Origin of the sequence: Micromonospora halotolerans (assembly GCF_032108445.1) — a bacterium.
Classification (GTDB): domain Bacteria; phylum Actinomycetota; class Actinomycetes; order Mycobacteriales; family Micromonosporaceae; genus Micromonospora; species Micromonospora halotolerans.
Map to the genome: position 1 here is coordinate 1809439 of NZ_CP134876.1, position 16450 is coordinate 1825888.

Annotated in this window: 18 protein-coding genes; 10 read left to right on the forward strand and 8 right to left on the reverse strand. The window is 74.1% G+C overall.

Annotation, left to right across the window (positions count from 1 at the left end):
* Window positions 1-22 precede the first annotated feature (22 nt).
* Window positions 23-841 (forward strand): PaaX family transcriptional regulator, encoded by an 819-nt coding sequence (locus tag RMN56_RS08380; RefSeq protein ID WP_313723255.1) that lies wholly within the window; start codon window positions 23-25, stop codon window positions 839-841.
* 4 nt (window positions 842-845) lie between these two features.
* Complete coding sequence (locus RMN56_RS08385) at window positions 846-1637, forward strand: enoyl-CoA hydratase/isomerase family protein (protein WP_313723256.1); 792 nt, start codon at window positions 846-848, stop codon at window positions 1635-1637.
* A gap of 12 nt (window positions 1638-1649) precedes the next feature.
* Here RMN56_RS08385 and RMN56_RS08390 read toward each other — a convergent pair whose 3' ends face one another.
* From RMN56_RS08390 to RMN56_RS08405, 4 genes are read right to left on the reverse strand one after another with little or no spacing between them, the layout of a single operon-like run.
* On the reverse strand, window positions 1650-2273 hold the full coding sequence (locus RMN56_RS08390) for a hypothetical protein (RefSeq protein WP_313723257.1): 624 nt from the start codon (window positions 2271-2273) through the stop codon (window positions 1650-1652).
* Between the two features lie 54 nt (window positions 2274-2327).
* Window positions 2328-2912 (reverse strand): DNA-3-methyladenine glycosylase I, encoded by a 585-nt coding sequence (locus RMN56_RS08395; protein ID WP_313723258.1) that lies wholly within the window; start codon window positions 2910-2912, stop codon window positions 2328-2330.
* Window positions 2913-2958: 46 nt separating this feature from the next.
* Window positions 2959-3456 carry an SRPBCC family protein gene (locus tag RMN56_RS08400; protein ID WP_313723259.1) on the reverse strand — a complete coding sequence of 166 codons (498 nt, stop codon included), beginning with the start codon at window positions 3454-3456 and terminating at the stop codon, window positions 2959-2961.
* Window positions 3453-4172 (reverse strand): DivIVA domain-containing protein, encoded by a 720-nt coding sequence (locus RMN56_RS08405; protein WP_313723260.1) that lies wholly within the window; start codon window positions 4170-4172, stop codon window positions 3453-3455. Before RMN56_RS08405 ends, RMN56_RS08400 begins: the two co-directional genes overlap by 4 nt.
* Before the next feature lie 176 nt (window positions 4173-4348).
* On the opposite strand from RMN56_RS08405, the gene folP reads away from it, so the two are divergent.
* The gene (gene folP / locus RMN56_RS08410) at window positions 4349-5218 is read left to right on the forward strand and encodes a dihydropteroate synthase (RefSeq protein ID WP_313723261.1); all 870 of its coding nucleotides are present in this window, start codon (window positions 4349-4351) and stop codon (window positions 5216-5218) included.
* 6 nt (window positions 5219-5224) lie between these two features.
* Here folP and ndhC read toward each other — a convergent pair whose 3' ends face one another.
* Window positions 5225-5602: an NADH-quinone oxidoreductase subunit A gene (gene ndhC, locus RMN56_RS08415; protein ID WP_151465237.1), complete on the reverse strand. Its 378-nt coding sequence runs from the start codon at window positions 5600-5602 to the stop codon at window positions 5225-5227.
* Window positions 5603-5731: 129 nt separating this feature from the next.
* Between ndhC and RMN56_RS08420 the strand changes: the two genes are divergently transcribed.
* The 3 genes from RMN56_RS08420 (at window position 5732) to RMN56_RS08430 (ending at window position 10330) form a co-directional block, all read left to right on the forward strand.
* Entirely contained in the window at window positions 5732-7168 is a 1437-nt protein-coding gene (locus RMN56_RS08420; protein ID WP_313723262.1) for a hypothetical protein, read from the forward strand.
* Window positions 7169-7455: 287 nt separating this feature from the next.
* Window positions 7456-9303 carry a 2-oxoacid:acceptor oxidoreductase subunit alpha gene (locus RMN56_RS08425; RefSeq protein WP_313723263.1) on the forward strand — a complete coding sequence of 616 codons (1848 nt, stop codon included), beginning with the start codon at window positions 7456-7458 and terminating at the stop codon, window positions 9301-9303.
* Entirely contained in the window at window positions 9296-10330 is a 1035-nt protein-coding gene (locus RMN56_RS08430) for a 2-oxoacid:ferredoxin oxidoreductase subunit beta (RefSeq protein WP_313723264.1), read from the forward strand. The genes RMN56_RS08425 and RMN56_RS08430 overlap by 8 nt, the downstream gene beginning before the upstream one ends.
* A 70-nt stretch (window positions 10331-10400) precedes the next feature.
* Here RMN56_RS08430 and RMN56_RS08435 read toward each other — a convergent pair whose 3' ends face one another.
* Complete coding sequence (locus RMN56_RS08435; protein WP_313723265.1) at window positions 10401-11048, reverse strand: FMN-dependent NADH-azoreductase; 648 nt, start codon at window positions 11046-11048, stop codon at window positions 10401-10403.
* An 84-nt stretch (window positions 11049-11132) separates the two neighbouring features.
* Between RMN56_RS08435 and RMN56_RS08440 the strand changes: the two genes are divergently transcribed.
* Window positions 11133-11615: a MarR family winged helix-turn-helix transcriptional regulator gene (locus RMN56_RS08440; protein ID WP_313723267.1), complete on the forward strand. Its 483-nt coding sequence runs from the start codon at window positions 11133-11135 to the stop codon at window positions 11613-11615.
* A 24-nt stretch (window positions 11616-11639) separates the two neighbouring features.
* Here RMN56_RS08440 and RMN56_RS08445 read toward each other — a convergent pair whose 3' ends face one another.
* On the reverse strand, window positions 11640-12650 hold the full coding sequence (locus RMN56_RS08445; RefSeq protein ID WP_313723268.1) for a potassium channel family protein: 1011 nt from the start codon (window positions 12648-12650) through the stop codon (window positions 11640-11642).
* A gap of 448 nt (window positions 12651-13098) precedes the next feature.
* Between RMN56_RS08445 and RMN56_RS08450 the strand changes: the two genes are divergently transcribed.
* The 3 genes from RMN56_RS08450 to RMN56_RS08460 all read left to right on the forward strand — a co-directional run bounded on the left by RMN56_RS08450 (window position 13099) and on the right by RMN56_RS08460 (window position 15444).
* Window positions 13099-14034: a hypothetical protein gene (locus RMN56_RS08450; RefSeq protein WP_313723269.1), complete on the forward strand. Its 936-nt coding sequence runs from the start codon at window positions 13099-13101 to the stop codon at window positions 14032-14034.
* A gap of 107 nt (window positions 14035-14141) precedes the next feature.
* Window positions 14142-14714: a helix-turn-helix domain-containing protein gene (locus RMN56_RS08455; protein ID WP_313723271.1), complete on the forward strand. Its 573-nt coding sequence runs from the start codon at window positions 14142-14144 to the stop codon at window positions 14712-14714.
* A 136-nt stretch (window positions 14715-14850) separates the two neighbouring features.
* On the forward strand, window positions 14851-15444 hold the full coding sequence (locus tag RMN56_RS08460; RefSeq protein WP_262287003.1) for a ClpP family protease: 594 nt from the start codon (window positions 14851-14853) through the stop codon (window positions 15442-15444).
* Between the two features lie 66 nt (window positions 15445-15510).
* Here RMN56_RS08460 and RMN56_RS08465 read toward each other — a convergent pair whose 3' ends face one another.
* The gene (locus tag RMN56_RS08465; protein ID WP_313723272.1) at window positions 15511-16389 is read right to left on the reverse strand and encodes a trypsin-like serine protease; all 879 of its coding nucleotides are present in this window, start codon (window positions 16387-16389) and stop codon (window positions 15511-15513) included.
* Between the last annotated feature and the right edge of the window lie 61 nt (window positions 16390-16450).

The window sequence follows — 16450 nt, forward strand, 5'->3', positions numbered from 1 at the left end:
AGGCCTGTCACAATGTGCGGTCATGCAGGCACGGTCGGCACTCTTCGACCTGTACGGCGACCACCTCCGGGCGAGGGGTGGCCGCGCACCGGTCGCCGCCCTGGTCAAGCTGCTGGCACCGCTCGGGATCGCCCCGCCGGCGGTCCGCACCGCGGTCTCCCGGATGGTCCGACAGGGCTGGCTCGAACCGCTCCGGCTCGCCTCCGGGCCCGGATATTCGATCACAACAAAGGCGGCCCGCAGACTCGATGAGGCGGGCGCCCGGATCTACCGCACGGGGCGGCACGCCTGGGACGGGCGGTTCGACCTCCTGGTGCTGGACGCGCCCGCGTCCCGCCGGGACCGGCAGCGGCTCGCCGCCAACCTGTCCTTCCTCGGCTACGGCACGCTGGACGACTGCACCTGGGTGGCGACCCGCCCGGGCGAGGACGTCGACGTCCTGCTCGCCGAGGCCGGGGTGCGTTTCGAACGGTTCACCGCCGCGCACACCTCCGGCACCCCCGGCGCCATGGGCGTGGTCCGGCGCGCCTGGGACCTGGCCGAGATCGGCCGCGCGTACGAGCGGTTCGTCGCCGAGCAGAAGCCGTTGCTCAGCGGCGTGACCGTGCGCAGCAGCGACGAGGAGGCGTACGCGGCCCGGTTCCGGCTCGTGCACGCGTGGCGTACCTTCCTGTTCCGGGACCCGCAGCTGCCACCGGCGCTGCTCCCCGAGCGCTGGCCGGGCAGCAGCGCCGCCAGTTTCTTCGACCGGCACGCGGCCCGGCTCCGGCCGGCCGCCGACCGGTACGTCGAGCAGTGCCTCGACGCCAGCAATCGCCTCGCCCGACAGAAGGGTCGTTAGAAACGTGACCGAGCCGCTGCTCGTCGACCGCACCGACGCCGTCGTCACCCTGACGTTGAACCGCCCGACGGCGATGAACTCGCTCGACGTGGCGCTCAAGGAGGCGCTGCGGGAGACCCTGGCCGAGCTGGAGGCCGACCGGTCCTGCCGGGCGGTCGTGCTGGCCGGCGCGGGCGGCTCGTTCAGCGCCGGGCAGGACCTGCGGGAGCACGTGCAGACGCTGGAGGCCGCCGACGCCGACCCGCTCGGCACCGTGCGGGCCCACTACAACCCGATCGCCGCCCGGCTGGCCAACCTGCCCAAGCCGGTGATCGCCGCGGTCCGGGGCATGGCCGCCGGGGCCGGCGCCTCGCTGGCGTTCCTCGCCGACTTCCGCATCGGCGGCCCGAAGACCCGGTTCCTGATGGCCTTCGCCGGGGTCGGGCTGGCCGCCGACACCGGCGCCTCCTGGACGCTGCCCCGGCTGGTCGGCCACGCCAAGGCGGTCGAGCTGCTGATGCTCGCCGAGCCGGTGGGGGCCGAGGACGCCTGCCGGCTGGGCCTGCTCACCCGGCTCGTCGACGACGACGAGCAGGTGCTCCCGGCCGCGCAGGAGCTGGCCGCCCGGCTCGCCGCCGGCCCGACCGTCGCGTACGGGGCGATCAAGCGCCAGCTCTCCATCGCCGACGCCGGCACCCTGGCCGACGCGCTGGCCGCCGAGGCCCAGGCCCAGGCGATCTGCGGCGCCACCGCCGACCACCGGTCCGCCACCATGGCGTTCGTGAACAAGCAGAAGCCGGTCTTCGAGGGCCGCTGACCCCGTCGCGGGTCAGTCGTCCTCCTCGGGATCCTGGTTGGCCTCGGCGCCGAGCACGAACGCCTGCATGGCCAGCTCGTCACCGGCCGGCGAGACGAAGGCCGGCAGTTCGCGCGGGCCTAGCTCCTGCACGTAGGCCCAGAAGAGCCGGACGGCCTCGGCGGGTGAGGCCGCCTCGATCGGCAGGTCGAGGCTGACCAGCCAGGAGCGGCGGGCCGGCGGCGGGCCGATCCGGTCGGCCAGCTCCCGGAAACGGCCCGGGTCGAGCTCGGTGACCGGCCCGTCGAGGGCCAGGCCGGCGACCGGCACCGGCTCGTCCAGGACCCGCCGGGTGTACGTCACCGCAAGCACCCCCGGCCCGGCCTCGGACTGCGGGTCGTCCGGGTCCTCCCGGGTCTCCCCGGTGGCCGCTGCGACCCGGCCGAGCGCCACCAGCCGCAGCGGTTCGTCGACCAGCACCGCCACCGGGTCACCGGGCCGGGGCCCGGCGGCCTGGTCGAGCCCGGTCAGCTCCAGCGTGTCGTGGTGCACGAGCCGCTCGGCCTCGTAGCGCTCGGCGGGCAGCAGCACCGCCCAGGCGCCCGGGGCCGTGCCGCCCTCGATCGTCCCGCTCGTCCGCGGCTGGGTGTCGGTCATGTCCCCATACCATCACGCCGGGCCGCGGCCGGTCCGGCCGCGTCCGCCGCCGGGTCAGGCCCCCGGTCGGTCGCCGGCCACGTGGCAGTTGGCCAGGTGGTCGTCGACCATGCCGGTGGCCTGCATCAGCGCGTAGGCCGTGGTCGGGCCGACGAAGCGGAAGCCGCTCTTCTTGAGCGCCTTGGCCATCGCGGTCGACTCCGGGGTGAGCGCCGGCACCTCGGCGAACGACCGCGGCCGGGCCGCCCGGGGCGGCGGCGCGTAGGACCAGAGCAGCGCGGAGAGCCCGTCGGGCAGGGCCAGGGCGGCCCGGGCGTTGGCGATGGCCGCCTCGACCTTGGCCCGGTTGCGCACGATCCCCGCGTCGGCCAGCAGCCGGGCCACGTCGGCCTCGCCGTAGCCGGCCACCTTCTCGATGCGGAACTCGTCGAAGGCCAGGCGGAACGCGGGCCGCTTGCGCAGGATGGTCAGCCAGGACAGACCGGACTGGAACGCCTCCAGCGTCAGGCGCTCGTAGAGCGCGTCGTCGCCGCGCAGCGGCCGGCCCCACTCCTCGTCGTGGTAGACGGCGTAGTCCGGGGTGCTCGCCCCCCAGGCGCAGCGGGGCAGCCCGTCGGCGCCGGTCACCAGGTCAGTCACGCCCTACACGGTAGGTCAGCCCACCGACAACGGCGACGACCGGCGGTCAGGGCAGCCGGCCCTGCTCCACCAGGCGGGCGAACTTCTTCAACGCCTGCGTCAGGCTGAACTTCGAGCCGGGCCAGAGCACCGGCCAGGCCACCCGGCCGGCCGTCCCGCCCGGCAGGTGGAACCACTCGTGCCAGACCACCTGGGTCCGGTCCCGCTCCATCGGGGTGCAGCGCAGCACACCGGGCCCGCGCAGCAGCTTGCCGCAGTGCACCACGCCGACCTCGTACGGCGCGTCCACCCGCACCACCCGCATCTCGTCGCGGAGCACGGCCGGACCGATCGTGGTGACCGCCTCGACCAGGCTTCCCTCGCCGCCGTCCCCCTCGACCACCCGCACGGTGGTGAGCGGGATCCAGTCGGACTGCCGCTCCCAGGCGGTCAACGCGGCGAAGACGCGCTCGGCCGGCGCCTCGACGATCACCGACGCGGTGACCTCGGCGGCCCCGGGCTGCGCCGCCTCGGCGAAGCCGGCGCCACCGTCCGCGCCGGTCACGCGGACTCCGAGCGGACCACGGGCCCACGTTCCCGGTCCGAGTCGGTGTCGGCGGTCGGGTCATCGTCGCGGGCCGTGGGGTCGGGGTCGGTCGGGTCGGTGGGCGGCCGGAGGCCCACCTCGGGCGGGGTCTGGTCGACGGGGGTCGCCACCGGGGCGACGGGGGCGGGCCCTCCGGTGGCCGCCGCGGGGGCGGCGGACGGCAGCGTGGCCATGTCCTCCACGGCGGCGGCGGCCGGGGCCTCGGCCACGCCGGCCTCGGCGGTCGGCGGCTCGGCGCCGGCGGCGGGCGGGGTGGTGGCCGGCGGCGGGGCGGTGGCCAGCGGCGGGGTGGGGGCCTCGGCCTCCGAACCGGTCGCGGCGGCCTCCGCGCGGGCCCGGCGCAGCGCGTCGGCCTCCTCGGTCCGGCCCTCGCGGAGGGCGGCGTTCTCGGCCTCCAGCACACCGATCAGCTCGGTCTTGTAGCCGATGTCGTAGGCGGCGCGGCGCATCGCCGCGTCGACCTGCGCCATCCGGTAGCCGCGCAGCGCGGTGTCGAAGCGCACCTCGGCGACGTCCGACTCGTCCAGGGGGCGGCTGCCCGGCAGGGGCACGGCCCGGCCGTCCGGCTCGGCCGGCGCCAGGCCCGGATCCCGCCCGGAGACCAGCACCGTCACCCCGAACACCACCGCCGCCACGGTCAGCGCGACGACCAAGAGGAGCAGAACCTCACCCATGGGGAGATCGTGGCATGCGGGCGGGGATCGGGCGAGCCCTCCGCCGCCTCCGATCGGAATCGCCGCCGCCGGCCCGCCGGGGCGGGCAGGGCACGGCGACGCCGCGCGGCCCGGGCCGGGCGGGACCGGATAGCGTCGGGGTCGACCGGTGGAAGATCGGCGCGGAGGAGGCGGGCATGACCGGGGCGCTGCGGCTCGGCGGGCGGACCTTCTCCCCCGGCGACCTCGTCGTGATGGCGATCGTCAACCGCACGCCGGACTCCTTCTTCGACCGGGGCGCCACGTTCGCGCAGGACAGCGCGCTGCGCGCCGTCGAGCGGGCGGTGACCGAGGGCGCGGAGATCATCGACATCGGCGGGGTGAAGGCCGGGCCGGGCGACGAGGTCGACGTGGCCGAGGAGATCCGCCGCACGGTGGACACCATCGCCGCGGTCCGGGCCGCCTTCCCGGACGTGGTCATCTCGATCGACACCTGGCGCGCCGAGGTGGCCGTGGAGGCGGTGGCGGCCGGCGCCGACCTGCTCAACGACACCTGGTCGGGGGCGGATCCGGCGCTGGCCCGGGTCGCCGCGGCGACCGGCGCCGGGCTGGTCTGCTCGCACGCCGGCGGGCTCGCCCCGCGAACCCGGCCGCACCGGGCCGCGTTCGACGACGTGGTGGCCGACGTGGTCGCGACGGTCACCGGCCTCGCCGAGCGCGCGGTCGGCCTCGGCGTCCGGCGGGACGGCATCCTGATCGACCCGGCGCACGACTTCGGCAAGAACACCCGGCACTCGTTGGAGATCACCCGGCGGCTGGGCGAGCTGGCCGGCACCGGCTGGCCGCTGCTGGTGGCCCTGTCGAACAAGGACTTCATCGGCGAGACGCTGGACCTGCCGGTGCCCGAGCGGCTGGAGGGCACCCTGGCGGCCACCGCCGTCTCGGCCTGGCTCGGCGCCCGGGTGTTCCGCGCCCACCAGGTCCGCGAGACCCGCCGGGTGCTGGACATGGTGGCGTCGATCCGGGGGGACCGGCCACCGGCCGTGACCCGGCGCGGGCTGGCCTGAGCCGGGTCAGGTCCAGCGGAGGATGTTTCGGCGCCAGGCGTAGAGGATGCCGAGCGCCACCACGGCGACGAACACGCCCATCTCCACCACGGTGGTCACGCCGAACCCGGGCCGGTCGAAGACCAGCGCCCAGGGGAAGAGGAAGACCGCCTCCACGGCGAAGAGGACGTAGAGGTAGGCGTAGACGTAGTAGCGGATCTGCATCTGCGCCCAGTCACCGCCGACCGGATCGAGACCGCACTCATAGCTGGCCCGCTTGCCCCAGGGATCAGCCGGACGGCCGGGACGTAACACCCGATTGGCCGAGAACGCCGTAACGAAGAAGAGCACGGCGGCGAGGAGCAGGAGACCGAGCGTGGCGTACGAGCCGAGGTAACCGGTCACGGTCGGCAGCCTACCGGTCAGGCGGTCGGGCCGCCGCGAACACGTTACGGATTTGTTTCCTGGCTGGACTAGTGCACGAAGGCAACTGTTGCCAAATAATGAGACCTCACTGAGCGTCACGGAGGACAGATGGCCCGCCCCCGCGTACGGCCTGCTCGGCGCGCCGCGCTCCGCGGCACCCCCGCGCTGCTCGCGCCCGCGCTGCTCGCCGGGATCGTGGCGGCCGTCGCGGTGGGGCCGGCCTGGGCGGCGGCCTCGCCGACCGTGACCGCCGTGGTCCGGCCGGCCGATCCGGGTGACCCGGTCGAGCCCGGAGGCGACCCCGGCACCGACCCGACCGAGGCGACACCGACCGTCGACCCGACGACGACGGAGCCGACGCCCACCAGCCCGCCGCCGACCGAGGAGGTGCCGCCGACCACGCCGGCGACACCGACCACCACCCCGCCGGCGCCGACGACCACGGTCGCCGAACCGGCGCCCACCACCACGGCGCCCACCACCGCGCCGCCGCCCTCTTCCGCCGGGCCGCCGCCCGTGGTGTCCCCGCCCCGGCCGGGTCAGCCAGCGGGCAGCCCGCTCGGTGTGCGGGTCACCACCGACGACGTCGTGCTGACCCCCGCCTACTGGAACGCGGACAGCACGCTGACCACGCTGCGGGTGACGGTGACCAACACCGGGGGCCGGCCCGAGCTGATCCGCCTCGGCTACACCCTGCCGCCCGGCCTGACCGACGCCGGCACTCCGGGCTGCGCCGCCGCCGGCGGGAGCAGCTACCGCTGCGGCGGATGGACCACCGCCCCGGGCGCCCAGTTCCGCGCCTCGATCCGCGTGCGGGTCGGCGGCACCGCCTGGCGGTCCATGCCGCTGAGCGGGTCGGTCCAGGTCACCGCCACCGCGCCCGGTGTGGCCGACCCGGCCGGCGACGACGAGGGATTCGCGGTCCTCTTCCCGCCCGGGCCGCCGGTGCCCGGCATCTCGCTCCGCGCCGACGAGGTCCTCTTCGACATCAGCGGCGCGCCGAGCACCCTGGGCGTGCGCCTCGGCAACACCGGCGAGGTCGACGCCACCGGCCGGGTCGACGTGGTCCTCCCCGCGGGGGTGAGCGTCACCGATCCGCCGGCCGGCTGCGCCCCGGCGGGCCCCGACCGGACCCGGTGCGAGCTGGGCACCGTCCCGGCCGGCCGCACCGTCAGCCTGAGCCTGCCGGTGACCGCCTCGGCGGAGGCCCAGCGCCGGGCCCCGCTGGCCGGCGCCGTCGTCGCGCGGCTGGACCCGCGCAGCGGGCGCGACCGGCAGGTGCAGATGAGCTTCCGGATCACCGCGGCGGCCGCGCTGGCCACCCCGCCCGTCGCGGCGCCCGCCCCGACCGGGTCGCAGGGCGTGGTGGCCGCCGCCGCGCCGGCCACCGACGACGACGTCACCTCGGCGCACCGGACCGCGGTGACCCTGATCGCGGTCTCCGGCCTGCTGGTGGTTCTCGCGCTGGCCCTGGCGACCACCTCGCTGCGTCGCCGCACGGGGGCCGCGGCCGCGGAGCCGATCGCCCGCCCCGCTGAGGACTGAGTGACGGATGTGTCCGGCCGGTTGCGGTGATCTGAATTACGGGCCGCGGTACTAAAGGCCGCAAAGCCGGGCATACAGCGGCCCGATCAGGTCCCATACGTCGGACCTCCACCAAGGTGGCCCTAAGGGACCGACGTAGGCTCTGACGTGAGAGATGAAGCGGGCCGATCCATCGACGGACGGCCGGCGGCAGCAGCGCGTCTAGGAGGGCACGTGGCCGGGCAAGGCGGAGTCACCATCACGTTCAGCCGCCCGTGCGACGGCGCTCAGCGAAGCGAGGTGCGGGCGTGACCAAGCAGATCCGTCAACTGGACCGGGTGGTCATCCGGTTCGCCGGCGACTCGGGCGACGGCATGCAGCTCACCGGTGACCGGTTCACGTCGGAGACGGCGCAGCTGGGCAACGACATCTCCACGCTGCCCAACTTCCCGGCCGAGATCCGCGCTCCCGCCGGCACCCTGCCGGGCGTGTCGAGCTTCCAGGTGCACTTCGCGGACTACGACATCCTCACCCCCGGCGACGCGCCGAACGTGCTGGTGGCGATGAACCCGGCCGCGCTCAAGGCCAACCTGACCGACCTGCCCCGCGGGGCGGACATCATCGTCAACACCGACGAGTTCACCCGGCGCAACCTGGCCAAGGTGGGCTACGCGACCAGCCCTCTCGACGACGACTCCCTCGCCGGCTACGTGGTGCACCCGGTCGCCCTGACCTCGATGACCATCGGCGCGCTGGCCGAGCACGACGTGTCCAAGAAGGACGCCGAGCGGGCCAAGAACATGTTCGCGCTCGGCCTGCTGAGCTGGATGTACTCGCGCCCGTACGAGTCGACGCTGCGCTTCCTGGAGCGCAAGTTCGCGGCCCGCCCCGAGCTGGTCGCGGCGAACGTGGCCGCCTTCCGGGCCGGCTGGAACTTCGGCGAGACCACCGAGGACTTCTCCGTCCGCTACGAGGTCAAGCCGGCGAAGATGCTGCCGGGCACCTACCGGAACATCACCGGCAACGCGGCGCTGTCGCTGGGCCTGGTGGCCGCCGGCGTCCGCTCCGGGCTGCCGGTCTTCCTGGGGGCGTACCCGATCACCCCGGCCTCGGACATCCTGCACGAGCTGAGCAAGCACAAGAAGCTCGGCGTGGTCACCATGCAGGCCGAGGACGAGATCGCGGCGGTCGGCGCGGCGCTGGGCGCCTCGTACGGCGGCTCGCTCGGTGTCACCACCACGAGCGGCCCGGGCGTCGCGCTGAAGAGCGAGACGATCTCGCTGGCCGTGGCGCTGGAGCTGCCGCTGGTCATCGTCGACGTGCAGCGCGCCGGGCCGTCCACCGGCATGCCCACCAAGACCGAGCAGGCCGACCTCAACATGGCCCTGTACGGGCGCCATGGCGAGGCCCCGGTCGCGGTGATCGCGCCGAAGTCGCCCGCGGACTGCTTCCACGCGGCCCTGGAGGCCGCCCGGATCGCGCTGACCTACCGCACCCCGGTGCTCCTGCTGTCCGACAACTACGTGGCCAACGGCTCCGAGCCGTGGCTGCTGCCGGACGTGGAGAGCCTGCCCGACCTGCGGGTCGAGTTCGCCAGCCGGCCCAACGGCGAGGACGGCACCACCTTCCTGCCGTACCTGCGGGACCCGGAGACCCTCGCCCGGCCGTGGGCCATCCCGGGCACCCCGGGGCTGGAGCACCGGATCGGCGGCCTGGAGAAGGCCGACAAGACCGGCGACATCTCGTACGACCCGGCGAACCACGACTTCATGGTGCGCACCCGGGCGGCCCGGATCGAGACCATCCCGGTGCCGGACGTGGAGGTGGAGGACCCGGACGGCGACGCCCGGGTGCTGGTGCTCGGCTGGGGTTCGACGTACGGCCCGATCGGGGCGGCCTGCCGGGGCCTCCGGCAGCGCGGGCTCTCCATCGCCCAGGCGCACCTGCGCCACCTGGCCCCGATGCCGGCCAACCTCGGCGAGGTGCTGCGCGCGTACGACCGGGTGGTCATCCCCGAGATGAACCTCGGCCAGCTCGCCCACGTGATCCGGGCGAAGTACCTGGTCGACGCGATCGGCTACAACCAGGTCCGCGGCCTGCCGTTCACCGCCGCCGAGCTGGAGACGATGCTGGAAGAGGTCCTGAAGAATGTCTGAGCCCGTCGCCCTCAAGCTCACCGCGAAGGACTTCAAGTCCGACCAGGAGGTGCGCTGGTGCCCCGGCTGCGGTGACTACGCCATCCTGGCGGCTGTGCAGGGCTTCATGCCGGAGCTGAACATCCCCCGGGAGAACGTCGTCTTCATCTCGGGCATCGGCTGCTCGTCCCGCTTCCCGTACTACATGAACACCTACGGGATGCACTCCATCCACGGCCGGGCCCCGGCGATCGCCACCGGCCTGTCGGTGAGCCGGCCGGACCTGTCGGTCTGGGTGGTCACCGGTGACGGCGACGCCCTCTCCATCGGCGGCAACCACCTGATCCACGCGCTGCGCCGCAACGTCAACATGAAGATCCTGCTGTTCAACAACCGGATCTACGGCCTGACCAAGGGGCAGTACTCGCCGACCTCTGAGATCGGCAAGATCACCAAGTCGACGCCCGTCGGCTCGGCGGACGCCCCGTTCAACCCGCTGTCGCTGGCGCTCGGCGCGGAGGCGACCTTCGTGGCCCGGACCATCGACTCGGACCGCAAGCACCTCCAGTCGGTGCTGCGCGCCGCCGCCGAGCACGAGGGCTCCGCGTTCGTGGAGATCTACCAGAACTGCAACATCTTCAACGACGGCGCGTTCGACACGCTCAAGGAGCCGGCCACCCGGGACGACTTCCTCATCCGGCTGGAGCACGGGCAGCCGATCACCTTCGGCAAGGACGGCCAGTTCTGCGTCGTCCACCCGCCGGGTGGCTTCGGGCTGGAGGTCCGGGAAACCGCGGCCACACCGGCCGAGGAGATCGTGGTGCACGACGCGGGGGTCGCCGATCCGGCGTACGCCTTCGCGCTGTCCCGCCTGCCCGGTCTGGACCTGCGGAACACCCCGATCGGCGTGTTCCGCTCGGTGACCCGCTCCTCCTACGACCGGGTGGTGCAGGAGCAGGTCGCGGCGGCGAAGGCCGACGTCGACCAGACCCCGGAGCAGCAGCTCGCCGGGCTGCTGTCCGCCGGCGACACCTGGACGATCCTCTGACGCGTCCCTGACGACGACCGAAAAGGGCGGGCCGTTCCCCGAGGGGACGGCCCGCCCTTTCGTCGTCGGGTCAGGCCACGGCGGCGGCTGGCACCCACAGCTCGTCGATGGCCCGCTCGGCCGCCGCGAGGCTCTGCTCGTGCAGCGGGATCAGCTCGGCCATGGCCGGGGTGACCGGCGCCAGGGTCAGCTCGGCCGAGATGAAGCGCGGCTCCAGGCCGGTCATCGACAGGCCGTGCGGCAGCCAGGGCTCGGCGTGGTCCCAGCCCTCGCGCGGGGTGCCCGGGCCGTAGCCGCCACCCCGGGTGCCCAGCACGATGAACTCGCGCCCGCCGAGCAGGCCGGCCCCGGTGGCCGGGTCGTACGCGATGCCGGGCGCGATGAGGTGGTCGACCCAGGTCTTCACGCTGCTCGGCGCGCCGTAGTTGTAGAGCGGCAGGCCGAGCAGGATCGTGTCGGCCCGCTTCACCTCGTCCACCAGCTGCTCGCTCAGCTGCCAGGACGCGCGCTGCGCCGGGGTGTGCTGGTCCGCCGGCACCATCCGCGCCAGGCCACTGGCCTCGTCGAGGTGGGGCACCGGCTCCCGGCCGAGGTCGCGGTGGGTGACCGTGCCGCCCGGGTGGGCGGCGCGCCACGCGTTGGCGGCCCGCGCGGTGAGCCGCCGGCTGACCGAGTGCTCGCCCCGGATGCTGGAGTCGATGTACAACAGGTGTGCCATGCGATTAACCCTCCACAGATCGTTTGTGTAGCGCCAACCATTTATAGCAGGCCGATGTTCCACGCCGTGCGTAAACTGGGTCACATGCCAGCCATGCCGGTCGAGGAGTCGGAGCACCGCTCCGGACCGCTGCTCGACCATCTGGCCCGGCGGATGCGGCTGCGCTCCGAGTCGGTGCTGGCGCCCCTCGGCCTGCGCCCTCGGCACCTCGTCGCGCTCACCGTGCTGCGGGAGTCGGGCGGCATCGGCCAGCAGGCGCTGGCCGGCACGCTGCAGATCGACGGCACGAACGTGGTCGGGCTGCTCAACGACCTGGAGGCGGAGGGCCTGGTCGAGCGGCGACGGTCACCCGAGGACCGCCGGCGTCACGTGGTGAGTCTCACCGCGGCGGGCACGAAGCGGCTCCGCGAGGCCGAGTGCGCCCTGGCCGGGGTCGAGGACGAGGTGCTGGGCGCGCTGCAGCCGGCCGAACGGGACACCCTCTACGAGCTGCTCCGCCGGGCGACCAGCGGCCGCACGGTGATCTGCGCCGGGGAGTCCGACGACGAGCCGGACATCACCTGCTGACCGCCGGCCGGGGGCCGGGAAAGGTCAGACGGTCGCGGACTGCGGCCGGTCGTCGCGCACGTGGACCAGCATGTCGCCGGTCTCGATCACCGCGCCGGCCTTGTCGTTCAGCGCGACCACCTTGCCCCGGCGGACCAGGGCGATGACGAGTGACTCCAGCTCACGGGGCGACCGGCCCACCTCGCTGCGCTCGGCGGAGCGCATGGCCAGCGCCATGCCCTGGCCGGGGGTGAGCAGGTCCTCCACCACGTCGATCAGCGGCGGGGCGGAGGTGGACAGGCCGAGCAGGCGGCCGGCCGTCGCCGAGGAGACGATCACGTGGTGCGCCCCGCTCTGCTTGAGCAGCGGCGCGTTCTCCGCCTCCCGGACCGCCGCGATGATCCGCACCTGGCCGGCGGTGAGCTGCCGGACGGTCAGCGCCACCAGCACCGAGGCGTCATCGCTGTCGGTCGCGATGATGACCGACTTGGCGGTCCGGACGTGCGCCTCCTCCAGCACCGACGAGCGGGTCGCCGAGCCCTCGATGGCGACCAGCCCGGCCGAGGTGGCCTGCCGCAGCGCGGCGCCGCTCCGTTCGACCACCACGATCTTGGACTTGTCCAGACCGTTCTCCAGCAGCGCGGAGACGGCGCTACGGCCCTTGGTGCCGTAGCCGCAGATGATCACGTGGTCCTTCACGACTCTCCTCCACCGCGTCAGGCGACGGCCGGTCCGGTACTGCTCGGTCAGGACTTCCAGGGTGGTGCCGACCAGGATGATCAGGAAGAGCACCCGGGCGGGGGTGACGAACAGGACGTTCACGAGGCGCGCCGAGGAGGCGGCCGGGGTGATGTCGCCGTAGCCCGTGGTGGAGAGCGAAACCACCGCGTAGTAGAAGCAGTCGAGGAGGGTGAGGCCGTCCTCGTTGACGTCGCGGTAGCCGTCGCGGTCGATCCAGACCGCCGCCACCACGGCGAGGACCAGGCCCAGGGCGGCGAGCAGGCGCAGGCTCAGCGCGCTCAGCGGCCCCCGCCGTTGCGCGGGAAAATGGATCACCGTCGGCCCTGCTCCGCCACCGTCGCCTGCACGCCCACAACATAGCGGGTATGCCGGGATCCGGCCTGCCCGGGCGACGATCACCCGAGCGGCTGCACCACCGGTAAGGATCTCGTCACATTTATCGCTGTCGTGGCGGGTGAGACTCGGGGGACGACCGTCCTGACGAGGGAGAACCCGGATGCGGACACGTACGGCACTGGCCACGGGGGGCGTGGCCCTCGGGATGCTGCTGGCCGGCGCGACACCGGCGGTGGCGAGCCGCCCGGATGACCGGCCGCGGCCACGACCGACCGAGGCGACCCGGCCACCGCGGCCCAAGCCCACCGCCTCACCATCGCCGACCAGCACACCCCCACCGACCGCCGCCCCGTCGCCGACCGGTACGCCATCGCCGACCGGTACGCCATCGCCGACCGGTTCACCGACGCCGTCCACACCGGCCTCGATGCCGACGGCGGACCGGACGGCCGTCGTGCTGCCGTCGCTCGACGGCCTCAGCACCTTGGCGTCGGACGTCAACGGGCCGGGGGTGGTGACCGGGTCGGCCAGGCTGGCCAGCGGCTACTGGCACGCGGTGCGCTGGGTGGACGGCCGGATCGAGGACCTGGGCACCCTGGGCGGGCTGAACAGCCAGGCCGAGGCCATCGACGAGCAGGGCCGGATCGTGGGTACCAGCCAGGACTCCGAGGGCCGGCGTCACGCCGTCGCGTGGGTGGACGGGAGGATCCAGGACCTCGGCCTGACCGGCGGCATCTTCTCCATCGCGTACGACACGGCCGGCGATCGGGTGGTCGGCGTCTACCACGTCACCGACAGCTTCTCGGGCCGCCGGGCCTTCGTCCGGACCGGGGCCACGGAGATCACCATCGACGTGCCGCCCGGAGCGAGCGCGACCGCGGTCAACGAGGCGGGCACGGTCGCGGGCACCTACGGCTGGCAGGACTGGGACGACCCGGCGCCCGACGACTACCAGGCGTTCGTCTGGCGCGACGGGGTGACCCGGCCGCTCGGCACCCTGGGCGGGGCCACCAGCACGGCGAACGGCATCAACGACCTCGGCCACGTGGTCGGCACCAGTTGGACCACCGACGGGGTGTTCGCCGCCTTCTACTGGGACGGCTCGACCATGCGCCGGCTGGCCACCACCGCCGACTCCCCCACCGCCCAGGCCGTCAACGACTCGGGCCTGGTGATCGGCACCGACGGCCACGGCGGCCGGGCGATGATCTGGCCGAACCCGTCGGCGACGTCGCAACTGCTGCCGCTGCCCAGCGGTGCGGTGGGCAGCCGGGCCATCAACGTCAACGACCAGGGTCTGATCGTCGGCCAGGCGGACTATCTTTCGCCGAGCTGGCACGGCCGGGCGGTGGTCTGGCGCTGAACCCGGGTGGTCCCGGTCGGCAGCACGGGCCCGGCCGGGCCGGTCTCCGTCGCCGGGACGGGGCATGATGGGGACGTCCGGGGGACGACGACCGCGAGGAGGCCCGCATGTCGTTGCTGCGACGGGTGATCGGTGGGGTGCTCCGCCGGGTGCGCCTGCGTCAGGGCCGCACGCTGCGCGAGGTGGCGCTGGCGGCCGGCGTCTCCCTGCCCTACCTCTCCGAGGTCGAACGGGGCCGCAAGGAGGCCTCCTCCGAGGTGCTGGCGGCGATCTGCCGCGCCCTCGGCATCCACCTCTCCGACCTGTTGGAGGAGGCCCGCGACGAGCTGCGCCGGGTCGAGCGGCGGGCGCCGGTGGCCTCCGGGGTGACCCTGGCCCGGCTCGACCGGGTGCCGGCCACCCGGACCGGCCCGCAGCTGCGGGTCGGCGGGCCGCGGCTGCACGCCACCCGCCGGCCGGTCGCGCCGGCCCCCCTGCTCGGCGGTGCGCTGGCGCCGGCGGGCGCCGCACCCGCGCCGGTCGGCCCGGACCTCGGGTACGCCTCCCCCACCGTGTTCGGCACCGGCACCCGGATCTGGCTGATCCCCTCCGCGCCGGCCGCCCGCCACCGTCCGCGTACCTCGATCACGCTGGCCCGGCGGCGGGCCCGGGCGGGCCGGCGGCGGCTGGCCGCCGCCTAGGCCCGGCCGGTTCTGCCCACGGCGGATCTGCCCCGGGCAGAAACCCTGGGCCGCTGGGCACCGGCCGCCGGAGGCTGGAGACCGCCGGTTGCCGGGCGGTCCCTCGCCCACCGGCGGCACGGAGGGTGGTCAGGTCATGGGATACGGCATCTGGATGCTGGACGAGGGGCAACCGACCCTCGGCGACCGGGTCTTCGAGAAGCTCCTCAAGGAGCGGATCATCTTCCTCGGCACCGAGGTCACCGATGCCTCGGCCAACCAGATCTGCGCGCAGATCCTGCTGCTGGCCGCCGAGGACCCGGAGCGGGACATCTTCCTCTACATCAACTCCCCGGGCGGCTCGGTCAGCGCCGGGATGGCTGTCTACGACACCATGCGCTACGTCAAGAACGACGTGGCCACGCTGGCCCTCGGGATGGCCGGCTCGATGGGGCAGTTCCTGCTCTGCGCCGGCGCGGCCGGGAAGCGGTTCGCGCTGCCGCACTCGCGGGTGATGATGCACCAGCCGTCCGGCGGGATGGGCGGCACGGCCGCCGACATCACCATCCAGGCGGAGAACATGCTGCACGTGAAGCGGACCATGCAGGAGCTCATCGCCCAGCACAGTGGGCACACGCTGGACGAGATCCAGCGCGACTGGGACCGGGACCGCTGGTTCACGGCCGAGGAGGCCCGCGAGTACGGCCTGATCGACCAGGTGGTCACCCGCGCCGAGCAGCTCCCCGCCTGAGCGGGACGGCCGACGAACGGGGGCGGCCGGCGGGGTGCTCCCGCCGGCCGCCGGTCGTGCGTCAGCTCAGGGCAGGTCGACGAAGTCGTCGAGGAAGTCCCGCGCGGTCGGCGCGTCCAGCCGGTACGCCACGTTGGTCGCGTAGCAGGGGCCGTCGCCGGTGATGGTGGTGGCGGCCAGCACCCGCTGCCCGCCGATGGTGACGAAGTTCGGGCCGCCGGAGTCGCCGTAGCAGGCGCCGCCGTAGTCGCGGCTCTCGTTCATCGCCAGCCGTACCCAGGTCTTGTTCAGGGCGTTGAAGCCGACCTCGGCCTTGTTCCGGACGCCGCCGCCGGGGTGGGTCTGCCCGCCCGGCCCCCGAGCGGCCTCCTCGGTGCCGTAGCCGGCGACCACCCACGTCGCGGCGTCCAGCGCGCGGGAGCCCAGCGCGTCGAGCTGGCCGGCGGCGGGCAGCGTCGCCGGGGTGAACGGCCACCGCTCCGCCAGCTCGGCGGCCTGGCCGTCGGGGAACTCGATGACCGCGATGTCGTGCGCGTCGGCGGAGTTGCCGGGGTAGCCGGGGCTGGTGTGCTCGGTGCCCTCGACCCCGACCTTCGCGGCGGTCTGCGCCGGGGTCAGCCCCTCGGCCTTCGCCGCGTCGAGCGCGCCCTGCACGTCCTGGGCCAGCGAGACGTAGAAGCGCACGCCGGGCGACCAGTCGGTGGTGCAGTGCGCGGCGGTGAGGAAGGTGTTCCGGTCGACCATGGTGCCGGAGCAGTACCAGTCGATGGTCTCCGAGACACCGTCGCCGTCGCGGTCCCAGAGGGCCAGCATGGCGCCGACCTCGGTGCGCTCCGGCGCGGGCTGGGCGTGGTAGGTGTTGATGGCCGACGCGGGGCCGGCGCCGGCCAGGACCGCCGCCAGCGTGGCGGCGCTCAGGCAGGTGAGAAATGCGGAACGACGCAAAGAGTCCTCCGGTGCGAGCTGGTGTCCGGGACGGCGACGGCGGCCGGCGGCGGACACGCCC

Excerpts from the sequence above, each read along its gene's own strand:
- RMN56_RS08390 (WP_313723257.1), bottom strand. The coding sequence starts at position 2,273 with ATGACCGACACCCAGCCGCGGACGAGCGGGACGATCGAGGGCGGCACG.
- RMN56_RS08380 (WP_313723255.1), top strand. The coding sequence starts at position 23 with ATGCAGGCACGGTCGGCACTCTTCGACCTGTACGGCGACCACCTCCGG.
- RMN56_RS08450 (WP_313723269.1), top strand. The coding sequence starts at position 13,099 with ATGCCGACGGCGGACCGGACGGCCGTCGTGCTGCCGTCGCTCGACGGC.
- RMN56_RS08420 (WP_313723262.1), top strand. The coding sequence starts at position 5,732 with ATGGCCCGCCCCCGCGTACGGCCTGCTCGGCGCGCCGCGCTCCGCGGC.
- RMN56_RS08430 (WP_313723264.1), top strand. The coding sequence starts at position 9,296 with ATGTCTGAGCCCGTCGCCCTCAAGCTCACCGCGAAGGACTTCAAGTCC.
- RMN56_RS08405 (WP_313723260.1), bottom strand. The coding sequence starts at position 4,172 with ATGGGTGAGGTTCTGCTCCTCTTGGTCGTCGCGCTGACCGTGGCGGCG.
- RMN56_RS08435 (WP_313723265.1), bottom strand. The coding sequence starts at position 11,048 with ATGGCACACCTGTTGTACATCGACTCCAGCATCCGGGGCGAGCACTCG.
- folP (WP_313723261.1), top strand. The coding sequence starts at position 4,349 with ATGACCGGGGCGCTGCGGCTCGGCGGGCGGACCTTCTCCCCCGGCGAC.
- RMN56_RS08440 (WP_313723267.1), top strand. The coding sequence starts at position 11,133 with ATGCCAGCCATGCCGGTCGAGGAGTCGGAGCACCGCTCCGGACCGCTG.
- RMN56_RS08455 (WP_313723271.1), top strand. The coding sequence starts at position 14,142 with ATGTCGTTGCTGCGACGGGTGATCGGTGGGGTGCTCCGCCGGGTGCGC.
- RMN56_RS08460 (WP_262287003.1), top strand. The coding sequence starts at position 14,851 with ATGGGATACGGCATCTGGATGCTGGACGAGGGGCAACCGACCCTCGGC.